Here is a 16,239-nt window from a genome sequence, read left to right as displayed (position 1 = left end):
TTTGCAATCTGTGCCCGCAAAGTAATTTCTTCAAAACATAAATAAAAAGATTAAAATTTTCCGTTATACTTTTTATTTTTGTAAGAAAAAAGGCGTGTCAACAAAATACAAAGCAACAACAACTGAGGAAGCATATTTTATAACTATAACTGCTGTAGGATGGATAGATATATTTACAAGACTAAATCAGAAAAATATTTTAATAAATGCTTTAAAATATTGTCAGGAAAACAAAGGTTTGGAAATTTATGCTTACTGTATTATGAGCAGTCATATTCATTTGATTTGCAAAGGGACGAATGGTTTTGTATTATCTGATATTATTAGAGATTTTAAAAAATTTACATCAAAAAAAATAATACAAACTATAATAAATGAACCTGAAAGTAGAAGAGAATGGATGCTTGAATATTTTCGAAAATCATGTGAACATTTAAAAAAGGATCAGAATTATAAAGTTTGGCAAAATGGTTACCATGCAGAACATATTTATAGCAATAAGTTTATTAAGCAAAAAATAGATTACATCCATAATAATCCTGTAAAAGATAAAACTGTTAATTCGGCTGAAGATTATTATTTTAGTTCGGCAAGGAATTATTCCAACTTAGAAAATGATTTAGATGTTGTTTTGTTATACTTATTTTAAAATACTCAACTGCTGTCTTGACTTAGCTTGTGGGCACAGATTGCAAATCTGCGCTAACGGTAACGAGTAACGGGTATGCACAACGATAGCGCGGAAATTCTTTCCGTGCCCGTTCCTATATTGATAAAAACGGGTTTTCTTTTTTAAATCTGTCAAGATATACTTTGCGGGCACGGATTACAAATCCGCGCTATCGGGGTACAGATTGCAAATCTGCGCTAACGGTAACGGGCTTTTTGGTATGCGCAACGATAGCGTATGCACAACGATAGCGCGGAAATTCTTTCCGTGCCCATTCCTATATTGATAAAAACGGGTTTTCTTTTTTAAATCTGTTAAGATATACTTTGTGGGCACAGATTGCAAATCTGCGCTAACGGGTTTACAAATCCGCGCGATCGGGGTTACAATCCGCGCTAACGGGTTAAGATAATATAGAAAAACTCTAAACAAAAAAGAGACTTCAAAAGTCTCTTTATAGAATTAAATATATTTTACAAATTATTATTTATTTATCAATTTTTCAAGCCTCACCATCATTTCATCTTTCTCTTTCAACATACGCTCATATAAAGCAATCTTTTCTTCATGTAGTTTGATCAATTGATCAATTTGATTAACAGTAGAATTGTAAAATACAGATGCAGGTTGTTGACAATTATCAAAAGTATTAGAAATAATATTAATCGCCTGTTCTTCATCAAAATTCTGAAAAGCTTCAACAGGAATTTTTAATACAGCAGAGATTTGTTTCAGCAAGTTATCTTCAATTACATCTTTTTGCTCCAGTAAAGAAATTTTCTTTTGGTTCCAGTCTTCACCCAAATCATAAGCTAACCCTTCCTGCTTTATGTTAAGCATTTCTCTGAAACGTTTTACGTTTCTTCCCTGATGTATTTTCTGTTCCATAATGAATATCAATTTCTAAAGGCTCAAAGTTAAAGCCATTTGGATAAAAAATCCTGAATTTCAAAGATAAAAAAATATACCATAAAACATCGTTTTTGTCAGATATTATGCCAGTTATATTTATATTTTACTTCAATGTTTCGGGTATTATATCAATTTTTGAAAAGCAAAAATTAGAAAATTACTTATTTTATTAAGTTTTAACATTAAAAAAAGCCTGTAAACAATAAGTTTACAGGCTTTTTTGTGGAGTCGCCGGGAATCGAACCCGGGTCCAAACAAGCAACTAAAGAGCTTTCTACACGCTTATTTCCTGATTAGATTTTCGATGTTAAGCTAGGCCAGAAACAGCCACCGAACACTTATCTTCTTAAGTTTCGAAACCCACCCGAAGCTCATGGATTTCTAGGTTTATTTTTACGGTTCCCCTTGACGGAACGCCACAAACCAAGGCTTTCCAGGAGAATCCAGCTTCTCTACCTTGTAGAGACGTGGCGCAATCTTACTATGATTCGGATTATGCAGCTAAAGCGTAATTATTTTCGCCGTGTAAAAGTTTGAGATCTTATATTTACGAGCAAGGTCTCAATGCTCGACGTGCTTACTGTTCAATTCGACTTGCTGTCAAAACCAGTCGACCCCAAAAATTAAGTCTGCAAATTTAGAGTATTTGAAATTACTTTCTGCTAAAAATTTCAGAAAAATTCGAAGTCAAAAGCGTAAAGTCTTTAAAGTATTTGACTTTAAGACTTTTGACTTTCGACTTTAGGACTATTTTATTCCTCGTCTTTAAAATTAAAAGGATAATCTCCAAAAATTGGAGCTAATTTGCGGACAGCATAAGTGTTTCTTGTCATTTTGTTAGATAACGCTATAATGGTAACGTTCTCTTTCATTAAAGTAATGTAAGATGAGGTATTGCCATGCCACCAGCCATTATGGAAATAATAGTTTTGGCCGGTTTCCCAATTAATCATTCTAATTCCTAGACCGTAATTTTTAGTTCCCTTACGCTCGTTGCTGTAACCTGTATAAACTTGTTTTAATAATTCAGGTTTTAAAAAGTCAGGTGATTGTCTTGCACGGTCAAATTTTAGAAGATCTCGTACTGTCGAAAAAACATTTTTATCTCCATAAACATTGTCCAAGTAATCAAAACCAATTTCTACACCATTTCCTTTATATGATGGAACAATTGTTTTTCTGTCTTTGTCATCGTCAAAAACATACGTATGCGTCATTCCTAAAGGTTTAAAAATCATTTGAGACATTGCTTCTTTATATTTCAAGCCGGTAATTTTTTCAATGATAAGTGCCAGCATTGCATAATTGGTATTGCAATAGCTGAAACGAGTTCCGGTTTTAGATTCTAAACCAATATCTTTAGTTGCCAAAAGATTTAAAATATCCTTATTTGTCAACTGATTATGTCTGTCCCAAACCGATTTATCGTGATCAGTAAAATAAGCATAATTACGCATTCCGGTGCGGTGGCTTAAAAGCATTCTAATGGTACAGTCTTCGTAAGGAAACGTTTTTAAAATTGTATTTACTTTTTGGTCTAAATCTATTTTACCCGCATTCACCAATTTTAAAATGGCTGTTGCCGTCAATACTTTGCTGACAGAAGCAATTTGTACAGGTGTTTCTGCCGTTATTTTAGTTCCTTCATTTTTATTGGCAAAACCATTGTATTTTTCATAAATAATCTGACCATTTCGGGCAACTAAAAAACTTCCGTTCATGCTGTTGTTGGGCCAGTTTTTATAATAAAAATGATTTATTCTGCCAATTACCGAATTTTTATAAGCCTGAGAAATTTTCTTTTCAGGACCTAACGGCTTCATTTTAGGTAATGTATCTTCGACTGTAGGAGTAGTAGCTGTTTTTGTTTTATTGTCATTACCACAAGAGCTTAAAACTAATACTGAGAAAAGTATTTGTGGTATCTTTGTTTTTTTAAGGAAAATCATTTGCATCGTTCTTTAAAAACAAATATATCGAATTCAATTTTGTTGTATTCTCAGTTTTTGATGGTTTAAAAACGTCTTTTTAACATAATTTTAAGAACTGTTTTTTTTATTTCTTTGTTTTTCAGCTACTAACGGTTTTTAAACATTCTAAATAGTAAATTAGAAACAAAAATTTAACTATATTTGTTATATTTGAAACAAATACGATGTAAAAAGTTATATTATTAAATGCTTTAAATTTATTTAAATGAAATTTGGAATCATAAAAGAAAGAAAAAACCCACCAGACAGAAGAGTTGTTTTTTCTCCAAATGAGCTGACAAAACTAAAACAAGTCTATCATGACGCTTCTGTTGAAGTTGAAAGCTCAGATATTAGAGTTTTTTCTGATGCAGAATATAAAAATATGGGAATAAACGTTACAGAAGATGTTTCGGATTGTGATGTTCTTTTTGGTGTAAAAGAAGTTCCTGTTGACAATTTAATTCCAAACAAAGCATATTTCTTTTTTTCTCATACGATAAAAAAGCAGCCACATAACAGGAAATTACTTCAGGCGATTTTAGAAAAAAATATTGATTTATACGATCATGAAACTATTGTAGATTCGCTGGATCGTCGATTAATTGGTTTTGGTAAATATGCCGGAATGGTTGGTGTATATAACGGAATCCGTGCTTTCGGAATTAAATTCGAATTATTTAAACTTCCAAAAGCTGAAACTCTTTCTGGAAAAGAAGCTTTGATTATGCATTTAAAACGCATTACAATGCCAGCTTTAAAATTTGTCATTACCGGAACAGGAAAGGTTGGGAGCGGGGCAAAAGAAATTTTGGATGCTATTAAAATAAAAGAAATCACGGTAGACAATTATCTGACTAAAAAATATGCGCAGGCAGTTTATGTTCAGTTAGATGTTTTAGAATATAACAAACGTATTGACGGTCAGGTTTTAGATTTTAATGATTTTGTCGAAAATCCTGAAGCTTATACTTCTGATTTTGAAAAATTCACGAAAGTTTCAGATATCTATTTTGCAGGTCATTTTTATGCAAGTAATGCTCCAATGATTTTGACCAGAGAAATGTTAAACGCAAGCGACTGTAAACTAAAAGTGGTGGCAGATATTTCATGCGACGTAAACGGACCAATTGCAAGTACACTTCGTTCTTCGACAATTGCAGAACCTATTTATGGTTATTTTCCTTTAGAAGATAAAGAAGTAGATGTTTTTCATCCGGCGGCAGTTGTTGTTATGGCGGTTGATAATCTTCCATGCGAAATTCCAAAAGATGCCAGCGAAGGTTTTGGAGAGCAATTTATGGAGCATGTAATTCCGGCTTTTTTCAATGGAGATAAAGATGGAATTTTAAAACGCGCAAAAATCACCGAAAACGGAAAACTTACAGAAAGATTCAGCTATTTACAAGATTATGTAGACGGTAAATAATTGTGAATTGTTAATTATAAATTGTTAATTAATTAAAAGAGCTTTCTAAATTTAGAAAGCTCTTTTTTTATAGTATTAAAAATAATTAACCATTTATAATTCACCATTAAATTAAACCATTTCTTCCGGTTTAACCCAAGCGTCAAAATCTTCAGGAGAAACGTAGCCTAAACGAACTGCTTCTTCTTTCAGCGTCGTTCCATTTTTGTGAGCGGTTTGAGCAATTTCAGCGGCTTTGTAATAACCAATTTTTGTGTTTAAAGCGGTTACAAGCATTAGAGAATTATCTACTAATTCTTTAATACGTTTGTGATTTGGTTCGATTCCTTGTGCACAATGTTCGTCAAATGAAACACAAGCGTCACCAAGCAAACGTGCCGATTGAAGAAAGTTTGCGGCCATAACTGGTTTAAAAACATTCAATTCATAATGTCCCTGCATTCCGCCAACTGCGATTGCCATATCGTTTCCAATAACTTGGGCGCAAACCATAGTTAAAGCTTCACATTGTGTAGGGTTTACTTTTCCGGGCATAATTGAAGATCCAGGTTCGTTTTCCGGTATATGAATTTCTCCAATTCCTGAGCGTGGGCCAGAAGCTAACATTCTAATATCATTGGCAATTTTATTTAAGGAAACAGCCAATTGTTTTAAAGCTCCGTGTGTTTCCACAATGGCGTCGTGTGCAGCCAAAGCTTCAAATTTGTTTTCGGCAGTAATAAAAGGATGTTTGGTAAATTGAGCGATATATTCGGCAACTTTTACGTCGTAACCTTTTGGAGTATTTAATCCGGTTCCAACTGCAGTTCCTCCTAAAGCAATTTCAGATAAATGGGCTAAAGTGTTTTTAAGTGCTTTTAATCCAAAAGCTAATTGCGCTGCATATCCTGAAATTTCCTGTCCAAGAGTTAAAGGCGTTGCGTCCATTAAGTGCGTACGGCCAATTTTTACAACATCCTTAAATTCATTTGCTTTTTTTACCAAAGTTGCGTGTAGTTTTTCAACTCCCGGAATTGTGGTTTCAACCACCATTTTGTATGCAGCAATGTGCATTCCGGTTGGGAAAGTATCATTTGATGATTGAGATTTATTTACATCATCATTTGCTTTTATAAATTGTTCGCCTTCGCCAATTTCAAAACCTTTTAATACTTGGGCGCGGTTGGCAATTACTTCGTTTACGTTCATGTTACTTTGTGTACCTGAACCTGTCTGCCAAATTACAAGTGGGAATTGATCATCTAGTTTTCCTTCCAGAATTTCGTCACATACGGCAGCGATTGCGTCTCTTTTTTCTATTGGTAAAACTCCCAGATCAAAGTTGGCATAAGCGGCTGCTTTTTTAAGATAGGCAAATCCTTCGATGATTTCCTGCGGCATTGAAGCTGAATTTCCAATTTTGAAATTATTTCTTGAACGTTCTGTTTGAGCACCCCAATATTTATCGGCAGGGACCTGAACTTCGCCCATGGTGTCTTTTTCTATTCTGTATTTCATTTTGTGTAAATATGTTGTTTGTAATATTGTATTTTGTTTGGGTAAATGGAACGCTGATAACGCTGATTTACTTCGTAAAGACTCGGATTGAAACGGATTTTTTATTTTGGTGTTTAAGATTTCTTTTGAATACGGATTCTAGCCCCGATAGTAGCGGAAATCCTTTTATGTTTTTTCTTTAAAAACATAAAAGATTGCAGCGGATAGCGGGAAATAGCTCCTGAAAATACTCATGTTCTTCTGATAGTTGAATAATTTATCGAAAAATAAGCTTATTTAAAATGAGTATAAATATACGGATAAATGTTATTTAACGAAAATTGATTTAGATTTTATTGCTGAGGAAAAATATATAGCCTACATTTGTGGTAACATTCAAAAATTCCGGAAAACATGTTTGAATTTTCACAGTACTTAGGCTTTTTACTTTTCTTAACCATACTAACTATAGGGTTTTGGTTAATGTTTTTCTTGGTTGGTTTCGTATCTTATTGGGTTACGGGAGCTAGCTGGGAAATGTTCAAAGAAAAGAGAGCTAAAAAAAGACAAGAAGAACAATCAATTTAATTTGAATTGATTTCATAAAAGGATTCGTGAAAACGAGTCCTTTTTTTATGCTAAAAACTAAAATAAAATTTCAATAAAAAAATCCCAAATTCCAATGAGCTAATCAATTGGAATTTGGGATTTTTAGTATTGAAATTTATCCAGTGAAATTGGAATTTGGGATTTTTAATATTGGAATTTAACTTATGTTATCCAGGGAAATCTCCACCGCCATCACCGCCGCCATCATTTTTAGGCTGTGCGTTTCTGTCTCTATCACTTTTTGGTTTGTTGAAACGATATGTAAATGATAAATTGAACTGACGTTTACGGAACTGCATTTCGCTATACGATTTTTGACTTTCACGAGTGACATCATTTTGAAGATAGGTGTCAGACTTCATGATACGTGAGTTGAAAATATCGCTAATATTGAATGCAATTGTTGCTTTGTCTTTTAAGACATCTTTACTAAATGCCGTATTCATACCAAACTGACCTAAGTTTTTACCCTGAGCCGTTTTTTGTTCGCCATTGTAAACAGCACTTAACTGCCAGTCTATTTTGTATGGCAACGTTAATTTTGAGTTGATTCTGGCAAACCATGTATTAGCTTGATTATCCAGATCTTGTACAACTGTATTTCCTTTAGTGTCTATATAAGTATTTTCACCGGTAGTTTTTACATTGTAAAAGTTGAAGTTACTGTTGATTCTCCATACTTTGAATGGTGTATAATTAAGAGTAAACTCAAAACCAAATTTTTGCTCTCTTCCTAAGTTAATTGGACGGCTTAAAATAACCGGAATTCCATCAACTGGATTATCCGGTGTAGGAGTTACAACATCACCATCTGGAGTTACAACGTCACCTGTAGGGGTTCTCACAAAACTGAAAACGTCTTTTGTGTTTTCGAAATATGCCGAAGTATTAAAGGTTAATTTATCCCAGCGTTTGATGTATCCAATATCGTATTTGTCTGTCAAAGATGGATCTAAGTCCGGATTTCCCTGAAAAATATTAACATTACTAGAATAGTTTGTCGCAGGATTCATGAAACGTCCTCTAGGTCTTGATAAACGCTTACTATAACTTGCTGTGAAGTTACTTTGATCTGAAATTTCATAACTAATGAAAGCACTTGGAAACAGGTTATTGTATTTTTTAGTGTTGAAATCGTTACTATCTAATAGGTTTACCTGAATATTAGTGTCTTCCCAACGTAATCCAAATAAATAAGAGAATTTATTGACTTTGAAACCGTATTGCGTGTAAATTGCGTTTATGTTTTCCTTGTATTCTAAAGTATTTGATAATTTTGGATCTGGTTGACCATCAATCCCAGTTATTACATATTCGTTGTTCAGGTCACCAAAACTTCCTTTATATCCGGCTTCAAACTGGCTTCCTTTTCCTAACGGTAATACATAATCTGCTTGTAATTGTACTTGTTTTTGAACCTGATCGTTCAAGGTATTATTGAAATTTGGTGATGCTGTAATGGTACTGTTACTATCATCTGTATTTCTTGAAATCGATAAATCGGCAGTAAGTTTATGTCCTTTATCGTTGAAATTTTTGATTAAGTTTGAGGTATATTCTACGTTTTCACTTCCGGTAACACCATCATTTAAACGGTATGAATTACCAGTAAAATCATGCGCTGCGCCAAAATTACTATAAGTGATATAGTCTCTTGTGTCACCAGAACTCTTTTGATAATTAATGGCATTTGTCCAGAATGTGTTTGGAGCAACAGTCCATTCTATACCAGCTCTTCCGTTAAATCCGTCAGAAGTTCTTTTAGTATCACGATCTTCATCAAGAAATCCTTTTGGAGTTCCGTCAGCATTTAAATATTCTGTGTTAGTTAAACCTGCACCTTCACTTGTTCTGCGGTTGTAACCAAGAGTGGTGAAATAGTTTAATTTCTCTGTTTTGTAATTTAAATTTCCGCTTAAACCATACGTTTCAGGAAGTCCTGTCGAAGCAATAAAAGTTCCATTTAAACCCTGATTTTTTCCTTTTTTAAGAATAATATTGATGATTCCTGATCCACCTTCGGCATCATAACGTGCTGATGGATTGGTAATAACTTCTACTTTATCAATGGCATCTGCAGGAAGCTGACGTAAAGCTTCTGCAACATTTATAGCGTTTGAAGGTCTTCCGTCAATTAAAATTCGGATATTGTCACTTCCTCTTAAACTTACATTTCCTTCGGTATCAACAGAAACAGATGGGACATTATCTAAAACGTCGCTTACAGTTCCTCCTTTTACCATCATGTCCTGACCAACATTATAAACTTTTTTATCCAGTTTAATTTCTACAGATGATTTTTCGGCACGAACCACAACTTCGTTTAATTGTGCAGCATCTTCAGATAAATTTACAACACCTAAATTGGTGTCTTCCTGGATACTTTTTTGTTTAATTTCAGTCGATTTAAACGAAATGAATTCTACTTTTATATCGTAAGTTCCCGGAGCAACAGCTACTTCAAATTCACCTTTAGGATTGGTTATCCCGCCGGCAATAACTTTTGTGTCATTTGGTGCCATAATCGAAATTGTAGCATACTCAAGCGGCTGCTTGCTTACTTTTTCGAAAACTTTTCCGGTAACTTTTACTTTATTTCTTGCTTGTGGTCCTTGTTGCGCATAGTTGTAAAAGCCTGTAAAAAGCATCACGAGCATTACAACAAAATTGATTTGTTTCATTTTTTTCTGGTTTCTTTTCTTAGACAGCAAATGTACCTTTTGGTTTAAAAAGCAAGATCACAAAAAAATGTTAATTGATTATTTTATAATCAGTCTAAAAAAGAGGCAACTTTGTCTAAATCCCTTCCAATAATAGCTTTTCCGTCCTTTACAACAATAGGTCTTTCGATTAAAATTGGGTTATCTGCCATTGCCTGAATAATTTGGTCATCGCTCAAATCTTTTCCTTTGTAGTTTTCAATCCAGATTTTTTCTTTGGTTCGAACCAATTCATTGGGCTGAATATTTAATTCTTTAAGAAGTTTTTTTAGGTCCTCAAAACTCGGAGTATCTGTTAAATAAGGAATTATCTCATATTCTTGTTTGGTATCTTCAATAAAAGCCAAACAGCTTCTTGATTTTCCACAGCGTGGATTATGGTAAATTTGTATCATTTTCTTATATTTAAAGTCTGCTAGAATAAAATCTCTCAAAAAGAGTTCTATTTAGTACAACAAAAATAGGATTTCCTATTTAAATCGAATTCTCATTTCAAAAATTTTAAATATATGTTTTTAGAGCAAGGAGTTAAACCTGAAAATCATTTTTGGAAATATCTTTTAGGATCTGTTTTTATTATTACAGCTTCATTTGTAGGTCAAATTCCTTTTTCTATTGCAGTTCTTTATAAAAGTTTTAAAGAGCACGCCGCTTTCCCGACGGATAATGATTCGGCTTTAAAAATGTTTGAGCCCAATCTTACCTTATTTTTAGTAATGCTTTCATTTGTTTTTGCTTTTGCAGGAATATATTTTGTGGTAAAATATATGCATCATCAAACACTTTTATCGGTAACAACGGGAAGAAAAAAAGTAGACTGGAACAGGATTTTATTTTCTTTCCTTCTTTGGACAATATTTTCTGTAATCAGTTTTTTGGTGCTTTATTTTCAATCTCCAGAAAAATTTGTCTGGAATTTTAAATTAGTTCCTTTTTTGATTTTAGTGGTTGTAGGAACAATTTTAATTCCCATTCAAACCAGTACAGAAGAATATGTTTTTAGAGGATATTTGATGCAGGGTTTCGCTAATCTGGCTAAAAATAGATGGTTTCCGTTAGTTATGACTTCACTGATATTTGGTTCCATGCACATTCTTAATCCCGAAGTGACCAAGATGGGATATATTATCATGGTTTATTATATAGGAACAGGTTTATTTCTCGGGGTTATAACTTTAATGGATGACGGAATGGAACTGGCTTTGGGCTTTCATGCTGCAAATAATCTTATTGGGGCTTTATTGGTCACTTCAGATTGGTCGGTTTTTCAAACACATTCTATTTTTAAAGATATGTCAGATCCTTCTGCCGGAGCAGATGTTATTTTGCCGGTTGTGATCGTTTATCCTATTTTGCTTTTTATTTTTAGTAAAAAGTATAAATGGACGAATTGGAAAGAGAAATTAACGGGTAAAATCGATGAATCAAATAATGAGGTTTCAGAATTTTTAAATTTAAACTAACAGGATCATGCCAAACTTAACACATAAAAATGTACATAATTATTTTAAACTTGATGGATACCATCTAAACGCTGCAGATTTGTGCCGTATTGGATATAGTTTTATTAAAGAAGGCGATGTCTACGAACGTGCCATTGGAGAATTTTTTCTGGATTGGTTTGATCATAAGGATTATATCGAAATGACCACTTCTGGAACTACCGGACTTCCTAAGTTAGTTAGATTAGAAAAACAAGCCATGATTCAGTCGGCATTAGCAACGGGAGATTTCTTCGGTTTAGAACCGGGAAATAAAGCTTTGCTTTGTCTGCCAACTCAGTTTATCGCCGGAAAAATGATGCTGGTTCGCAGTTTGATTTTAGGATTAGAATTAGATGTCGTAGTTCCGAGTACAGAACCTTTGGCTTATAATAATAAAAAATATGATTTTGCTGCGATGGTTCCTTTACAGGTTCAGAATTCGCTTGAAAAATTAAGTAATATAAAAAAGTTAATTATTGGCGGAGCAAAAACCGACAGTGACCTCATAGAGAAACTTCTGCCTTTTAAAACAGAAATTTACGAAACGTACGGAATGACCGAAACGATAACGCATATTGCTGCTAAAAGAGTGGGAGAAAGTGCTTTTACAATCTTGCCAAATGTAAAAATCGAAAAAGATGATCGCGGCTGTCTGGTAATTTATGTTTCCTCTATTTCTGAAGAGCCAATTGTTACTAATGATTTAGTTGATTTAGTAAATGAAAATCAGTTTATATTTTTGGGAAGAATCGATAATGTAATTAATAGTGGAGGAGTGAAGCTGATTCCGGAGCAGATTGAAGCAAAATTAATTGGCAGAATTAGTAATCGCTTTTTTGTAACGGGTGTTCCCGATACTGTTTTAGGTGAAAAACTAATTTTAGTTATTGAAGGTGAAAAATATGATTTCTCTGCTGACTTTTTTGATGTTTTAGGGAAATTCGAAAAGCCGAAAGAAATTGTTTTTGTTCCGAAATTTAAGGAAAATGAAAATGGTAAGTTATTACGTAAGTCGAGTTTAAGATAGATAAGGAAATTCCTATATTTTAAATTCCAAATTCCAATTTTTCGCAATCTTGTCATTTCTCCCTTCGGTCGAAATGATAAATAAGGAGTTGTTTTGAATTATAAAAATCCCAAAATATAAAATTCCAAATTCCAATTTTTATATTGGGATTTGGGATTTTTTTGTGGAATGTTTAGTCCCTACGGGACAAATGTTGACGGCGTCTTTCTATGTTTTTACCGATATTTAATCTCTACGAGATATTCTGAAAGAGTGTGGAGTATTTTTAAGGTATTACATTCTTAAGAGAAACTCTATTAGGAATTAGGGGTAGATAAAAAATAAGCAACAGAAAAAAATATTCTATGAGAAAAAAACTCCGTTAGGAGTTACATGTCGGTAGAAAAATAAAGACGACCCATAAAAATGTCCCGTAGGGACTAAACAAATTTGGCAGTAAAATATCCCAAAGTAAAAATTCCAAACTCCAACTAAAAAATTGGAATTTGGAATTTAAGATATTAGAATTTAAAATATTAAATTTTTATTTTGTTTTACGCTCTAATAAAGCCATATAAAATCCATCAAAACCAGATTCTGAAGCCAGTATTTTACGATCCTGAATAAACGTAAATTCTTTTCCGATATCTGTTTTTAAGAATTTCTCTACTTGTTCCTGATTTTCTGATGGTAAAACAGAACAAGTTGCATAAACTAATTTTCCGCCTGGTTTTACAATTTTAGAATAGCTTTCTAAAACCTCACTCTGAACTTTACGAATGTTATCGATAAATTCAGGCTGTAATTTCCATTTAGAATCCGGGTTTCTTTTTAAAACTCCTAAACCGCTGCAAGGTGCGTCAATTAAAACACGATCTGCTTTTTCATGCAGTTTTTTGATCACTTTTGTAGTGTCAATAATGCGGTATTCAATATTAAAAGCACCATTTCTTTTGGCTCTTAATTTCAATTGTTTTAGTTTGCTTTCGTACAAATCCATTGCAATCAATTGCCCTTTGTTTTCCATTAAAGAAGCAATATGCAATGTTTTTCCACCCGCTCCGGCGCACGTATCAACAACACGCATTCCTGGTTTAACATCAAGAAAACCGGCGACTAATTGTGAGTTAGCATCCTGAACTTCAAAAAGTCCTTGTTTAAAAGCATCTGTCAAGAATACATTTGCTCTTTCTTTTAAAACTAAAGCCTCAGGCTGATCTTTTAAATATTCAGTTTCAATATTTAAATCCATCAAGGTGTTTCTCAGGTTTTCTTTAGTTCCTTTAAGGGTATTAGTTCTTAAAATAACTTTAGCAGGCTGATTTTGAGCAGCAATTTCTTTTGCCCATACTTTTTCGCCAAGTTCTTTTACGCCTAATTCGTCCATCCAGTCCGGGATAGATTCTTTTAATGCTCTAACTTTTGAAAGTTCGTCAAAACGTCCTTTTATTTTTCTTTCAGGAGTTCCTTCTAATTGTCTCCAATCCGGAATTGGATATCCTCTTAAAACTGCCCAAACCGCAAACATTCTCCATAAATTGTCTCTGTCGAAAGGTTCTTTTACTTCTGCAATTTCTGCATATAAACGTTTCCAGCGAACAATTTCATATATCGTTTCAGCAACAAACTTCCTGTCAGAACTTCCCCAACGTTTGTCTTTTTTTAATGCTCTTGCTACCACTTTATCTGCATATTCTCCTTCATTGAAAATTGCGTTCAAAGAATCGATGGTAGTATAAACTAAATTTCTGTGTAATCTCATTTTAATTATTTGAGTTGCAAAGGTACTATTAATTGATTGAAAGTTAAATTTTTAATTATGATTGTTATTTAGCTTTCCTTTTTAAAAGAGAAAAACACTCTTATAAAGTTTTAAAAGAGTGTTTTTCTGAAGAGATTTCTGCTAGCAGATTATTCTTTTGCAGTTATCCTTGTCAATCCGATATTTTCCGGAGCATGAAGCACCATCGGGAATTTTTCTACTTTTACCGAGCTGCTGTCTAATCCAAAAGCTCTTTCTTCAGATAAACTCAGTTTCTTAATAAAGAAATAAGAATTCATGATAATATTTTCGTGCCATCTTAAATCATTGTCATTTGATAAGAATTTCTCAGACAATACAAATTTAAAGTCACCAATAATATTGTTTTTGTTTAATGATTCGTAACGGCTGGTTATATCAACTTCTCCGCGTTTTACCATGTCACGAATTACTTCTCTAAACATTAAATTGATTTTTGTAGGTTCTCTAAATCCTAAGTTAAAATCGATTCTATAAATATCGTCTTTCGCGATTTCGGTAACTTTATATTGTGTTTTATAAGGTTCAGTCAAAATATTTACGTGTACAAACCAGTAAATATCAGCTCTTTTTGGACGTTTTTGTAAAATCGAATAAATTACTTTTTCCTCCAGCTCATCAACACGGTTCGCGTTTGTCATATAAACTAGATGCGTTGCGTATTTTGGAATCGATAAGTCTTGGCTTAATTCTACTAATACTTTTTTATAATCCTCAATTTTGATGATTTTAGTATAGCTTTTGTTGATTTTCTTAGCTAAATACCAAATTGTCATTATCGAAATAAGAAGTGTTGCAATGATTAAAGTTACATAACCTCCTTCGGCAAATTTTGTAATGTTCGCGATCAGGAAACTGAATTCGATCAATAAATAAATTGTGATAAGCGGAACCATGAAATACAATTTCACACGCTTCATAATTAAATAATAATTCAGCAAAATGGTTGTCATAATCATACATAAAATGATCGCTAAACCATATGCATGTTCCATATTTCCTGATTTTTCGAAGTGTAATACAATTCCAACACAACCAAAAAACAATAACCAGTTGATTGACGGAATATATAATTGTCCTTTAACTTCTGTAGGGTATTTGATTTTTACTTTCGGCCAGAAATTCAAACGCATTGCTTCATTTATCAAAGTAAATGATCCGCTGATAAGTGCCTGAGATGCAATTACGGCAGCTAAAGTTGCCACTACAATTCCGAATGGTAAAAACCAATGCGGCATAATCAGATAAAACGGATTCCCATTTTCTCCTCCTAATTGCTGTAATGTACTTCCTTCATGATGAATTAAATAAGCAGCCTGACCAAAGTAATTTAATACTAAAGTAGTTTTTACAAATATCCAGCTGATTCTAATGTTTTTTCTACCGCAGTGTCCCATATCTGAGTACAAAGCTTCGGCTCCTGTTGTACATAAAAATACAAATCCAAGAACAAAAAAGCCGTCAGGATGAACAGAAAGTAAATGGTAAGCATAATAAGGATTTATAGCTTTAATAACTTCCGGGAAATGGATAATTTGTATAAAACCCAGAGTTCCAAGCATAGCAAACCAAATCAGCATCATTGGTGCGAAAAACTTACCAACTAACTTAGTTCCAAACTGTTGTATGGTAAATAAGATGAAAAGAATAGTGATTACAATAGAAATAATGGTCTTTGTTTCCATTGTAGGGTAGAATGCCCTAATACCTTCAACTGCAGACGAAATCGAGATGGGCGGTGTTATAATACCATCGGCAAGCAAGGCGCTTCCTCCAATAATGGCGGGCACAATGAGCCACTGAATTTTTGTCTTTTTGACTAAAGCATATAATGCGAAAATTCCACCTTCACCATGATTATCGGCACTTAAAGTAATTAGTACGTACTTTATTGTAGTTTGTAAAGTAAGAGTCCAAAAAACACAGGAAATACCTCCTAATACAATATCAGCATTTATGGTATGATCGCCAAGAATAGCTTTCATTACATACAAAGGAGACGTTCCAATGTCTCCATAAATAATCCCCAATGTTATCAATAAACCCCCTATAGACAACTTACTATGTAAGTTTTTATGCGATGCGCTCATGTATATTTTTAATAAAAGACGGTTGCAAATTTACTCTTTTAAAACAAATTAGCCGCTATTATAATTAAAAAG

General features: G+C 33.2%; 12 protein-coding genes and 1 other RNA gene. 5 read left to right on the top strand and 8 right to left on the bottom strand.

The window, feature by feature from the left end:
• The first annotated feature begins 94 nt into the window (after positions 1 to 94).
• Positions 95 to 649: an REP-associated tyrosine transposase gene (locus tag NLJ00_RS23550; RefSeq protein WP_256635620.1), complete on the top strand. Its 555-nt coding sequence runs from the start codon at positions 95 to 97 to the stop codon at positions 647 to 649.
• A 504-nt stretch (positions 650 to 1,153) separates the two neighbouring features.
• On the opposite strand, the gene NLJ00_RS23545 is transcribed toward NLJ00_RS23550, so the two are convergent.
• From NLJ00_RS23545 to NLJ00_RS23535, 3 genes are all read right to left on the bottom strand, one after another.
• Entirely contained in the window at positions 1,154 to 1,558 is a 405-nt protein-coding gene (locus tag NLJ00_RS23545) for an XRE family transcriptional regulator (RefSeq protein WP_256635619.1), read from the bottom strand.
• Between the two features lie 244 nt (positions 1,559 to 1,802).
• Positions 1,803 to 2,200, bottom strand: a transfer-messenger RNA (tmRNA) gene (gene ssrA / locus NLJ00_RS23540).
• A 134-nt stretch (positions 2,201 to 2,334) separates the two neighbouring features.
• Complete coding sequence (locus NLJ00_RS23535) at positions 2,335 to 3,537, bottom strand: serine hydrolase domain-containing protein (RefSeq protein ID WP_053471814.1); 1,203 nt, start codon at positions 3,535 to 3,537, stop codon at positions 2,335 to 2,337.
• Positions 3,538 to 3,778: 241 nt separating this feature from the next.
• On the opposite strand from NLJ00_RS23535, the gene NLJ00_RS23530 reads away from it, so the two are divergent.
• Positions 3,779 to 4,981: an NAD(P)-dependent oxidoreductase gene (locus tag NLJ00_RS23530; protein ID WP_053471813.1), complete on the top strand. Its 1,203-nt coding sequence runs from the start codon at positions 3,779 to 3,781 to the stop codon at positions 4,979 to 4,981.
• Between the two features lie 111 nt (positions 4,982 to 5,092).
• Here NLJ00_RS23530 and fumC read toward each other — a convergent pair whose 3' ends face one another.
• Positions 5,093 to 6,478, bottom strand: a complete 1,386-nt coding sequence (gene fumC / locus NLJ00_RS23525) for a class II fumarate hydratase (protein ID WP_256635618.1) — start codon at positions 6,476 to 6,478, stop codon at positions 5,093 to 5,095.
• A 393-nt stretch (positions 6,479 to 6,871) separates the two neighbouring features.
• Here fumC and NLJ00_RS23520 point away from each other — a divergent pair, with 393 nt between their 5' ends.
• Entirely contained in the window at positions 6,872 to 7,045 is a 174-nt protein-coding gene (locus NLJ00_RS23520; protein ID WP_026984685.1) for a hypothetical protein, read from the top strand.
• Positions 7,046 to 7,233: 188 nt separating this feature from the next.
• Here the strand turns inward: NLJ00_RS23520 and NLJ00_RS23515 are convergent, their stop codons facing one another.
• On the bottom strand, positions 7,234 to 9,747 hold the full coding sequence (locus NLJ00_RS23515; RefSeq protein ID WP_256635617.1) for a TonB-dependent receptor domain-containing protein: 2,514 nt from the start codon (positions 9,745 to 9,747) through the stop codon (positions 7,234 to 7,236).
• 89 nt (positions 9,748 to 9,836) lie between these two features.
• Positions 9,837 to 10,181 carry an arsenate reductase (glutaredoxin) gene (gene arsC, locus NLJ00_RS23510; protein WP_180858221.1) on the bottom strand — a complete coding sequence of 115 codons (345 nt, stop codon included), beginning with the start codon at positions 10,179 to 10,181 and terminating at the stop codon, positions 9,837 to 9,839.
• 114 nt (positions 10,182 to 10,295) lie between these two features.
• Between arsC and NLJ00_RS23505 the strand changes: the two genes are divergently transcribed.
• Positions 10,296 to 11,249, top strand: coding sequence for a CPBP family intramembrane glutamic endopeptidase (locus tag NLJ00_RS23505; RefSeq protein ID WP_256635616.1), 954 nt, complete (start codon positions 10,296 to 10,298; stop codon positions 11,247 to 11,249).
• A 7-nt stretch (positions 11,250 to 11,256) separates the two neighbouring features.
• A complete protein-coding gene (locus NLJ00_RS23500; RefSeq protein ID WP_256635615.1) occupies positions 11,257 to 12,297 on the top strand; it encodes an AMP-binding protein in 1,041 nt (346 codons plus the stop codon).
• 523 nt (positions 12,298 to 12,820) lie between these two features.
• Here the strand turns inward: NLJ00_RS23500 and NLJ00_RS23495 are convergent.
• Both NLJ00_RS23495 and NLJ00_RS23490 read right to left on the bottom strand, forming a co-directional pair.
• On the bottom strand, positions 12,821 to 14,038 hold the full coding sequence (locus tag NLJ00_RS23495; protein WP_180858227.1) for an RsmB/NOP family class I SAM-dependent RNA methyltransferase: 1,218 nt from the start codon (positions 14,036 to 14,038) through the stop codon (positions 12,821 to 12,823).
• A 149-nt stretch (positions 14,039 to 14,187) separates the two neighbouring features.
• Positions 14,188 to 16,167 (bottom strand): KUP/HAK/KT family potassium transporter, encoded by a 1,980-nt coding sequence (locus NLJ00_RS23490; protein ID WP_053471806.1) that lies wholly within the window; start codon positions 16,165 to 16,167, stop codon positions 14,188 to 14,190.
• Positions 16,168 to 16,239 lie beyond the last annotated feature (72 nt).

It is taken from the genome of Flavobacterium panici (assembly GCF_024499525.1).
Classification (GTDB): domain Bacteria; phylum Bacteroidota; class Bacteroidia; order Flavobacteriales; family Flavobacteriaceae; genus Flavobacterium; species Flavobacterium panici.
The sequence above is the reverse complement of the archived record's forward strand: the minus strand, read 5'-3'. Positions and strand labels throughout refer to the sequence as shown.